Below are 1,855 nucleotides of genomic sequence, written 5' to 3'. Positions count from 1 at the left end.
TGTAGCGCGCCTCGCGATATGAACAACAAAGCCTAGCAAATTGCGCACAACTGTAAGTGCTCAAAATGCTAGGCTTAAATGGCGTTTAAAGAATGTTTAACTTTGTAGCCACCCAACTGGGTAGTTAAGAATCTCATCGAAGTCCGTTAGTGCTTCAATTTCTTTCTTCATAGTGCGCTGTCTATCGTGGATCGCAAAACCAAGTTCAGCGATAGCAATCTTCACCTGTTTCAACTCTTCAAGTGTCATACCTTCATGATCTACGTTATTAGCATCAGTCCAATATGGCGGCATCACCGCTGTCAGTAATGTTGAATCGATACGCAAACGAGCACCGAGCCCTGCATCCCATTCACTACCAATCGCTATAACAGTTTGAGCATCTTCAGCTTCTAAAGCTGTACGCCAATTTTTTATCTCTGCTCGCTTGGCGTTCAACGCCTTCTTTTTGTTAGCAACCCAGTCACCATCAACAAAGTCATGGCAAGGGGTTAGTGGCTCTTTAGTGGTGTATTCGTCTGTCACTAAAGACTTATCATCAAACGTTTTGGTTTGCTGAGTTTGCTTATGGTAGGCAGTTACTTCGACTCGTTTCTCTTTCTTAACCCACGAACCATAGTTGTGATCTCGCACTGGCTGGCCACCATCATTTAAATAAGCCCAGTATTCATTCTCTTCAATGGTGTCATTGGGGACGCATGTTGGAGTTTGATAAGGAGGAATAACAAAGCGTTCTGGATTTTTAACATCCTTTTCAGCGTCACGGGTTCCAAGTAAGCGACCGTCTTGATGAGACGTTACATATAGCTTTAATGAATCGTTCATGCTATCTCTCCGTGAATGATGTAAAAGTTAAGAAATGAAGAATTAACTTCTGTGTATGAGCCAGTCCTTACGACTTGTGATGCATCAAATTGTGCACCATTAAATACATTACTACCGGATCCATATGCCAGATTTCCTCCAGACACAGTTCCGCCCACTCCTTTAAAAGCACCTGAAAAGTTAGTAATGGTTGGACCTCCTGTACTGTCAGATCTTCGAGACTCGAATCCCCCCACTATATTTTGAATATGATCTTCAACGGTCGAACCAACCCCACCAAACGCACCACCTGCCGACAAGTGAGGTCTTAACCCATAGTTCGGAAGCGTAAATGTTGTTGAGCCATCACCATCGCCATAGTTGGCGGCATAGGTTTCTGGATCTGCGTTTATCAACGATTGTGAGACAAGCATTGCAGTACCGTTCACTTTATTCCAAAGCTTTGAATAGTCTGCACGATTGTATTCAGCTCCATCAGCAAGAAAAGCTCTATCAGGTGACACTTGCACAGTGGAGTCAGGAAGCACAAAACCCACTAAACCGTCATAAACAGCGTTCGCGCCTAGCGATTGAATAAAGCGAGATAGGTGGTCAAATCGGTCCGGGTCGAACGTGATACCGCCATCAGTTGCAGCCGTCTGAAACTCACGAATAACCGCATTAAACCAATCCTGCCCTGGATAACTTGGCGCGCCATTGTCATTGCTCTCACTGAAGTAGCCACGTGTACCGACTCTTGGCTTGAGTGGTGGGACGTTCTCGACCTGAGAGCCATTATTGAGATAGTGCATTACACGCTCTCCTCATAGATGAATTCATAGTACTTACCGCCTAACTTAAACTGGTTTAGCGTACATTCCAGAATAGCGGCGGTTTGAGATACTAACGGGGTTAAACAATCGTCTAGGCACGTTGCGTAAGCTTGTGTAATGCCTTTGACGCGAATACGTAATAAGTGGCGGTACTTCTCTTCATAGAGAGGATAAGTACAACCACGTAAACAGTGGTGAGGGAAGATTTCTTCAACCTC

At 44.6% G+C, this 1,855-nt stretch carries 2 protein-coding genes and 1 pseudogene; all 3 read right to left on the bottom strand.

Features of this window, described 5'->3' with window-relative positions; genetic code table 11:
* Positions 1-96: 96 nt before the first annotated feature.
* Positions 97-825 (bottom strand): DUF4376 domain-containing protein, encoded by a 729-nt coding sequence (locus tag B5D35_RS23565; protein WP_078754822.1) that lies wholly within the window; start codon positions 823-825, stop codon positions 97-99.
* Entirely contained in the window at positions 822-1,616 is a 795-nt protein-coding gene (locus tag B5D35_RS23560; protein ID WP_078754821.1) for a hypothetical protein, read from the bottom strand. Before B5D35_RS23560 ends, B5D35_RS23565 begins: the two co-directional genes overlap by 4 nt.
* Positions 1,616-1,855: pseudogene (locus B5D35_RS23555) on the bottom strand (putative phage tail protein); the annotation flags it as partial. The pseudogene B5D35_RS23555 and the gene B5D35_RS23560, both read right to left, overlap by 1 nt.

Origin of the sequence: Enterovibrio nigricans DSM 22720, from assembly GCF_900167155.1 — a bacterium.
Taxonomy (GTDB): domain Bacteria; phylum Pseudomonadota; class Gammaproteobacteria; order Enterobacterales; family Vibrionaceae; genus Enterovibrio; species Enterovibrio nigricans.
The sequence above is the reverse complement of the archived record's forward strand: the minus strand, read 5'-3'. Positions and strand labels throughout refer to the sequence as shown.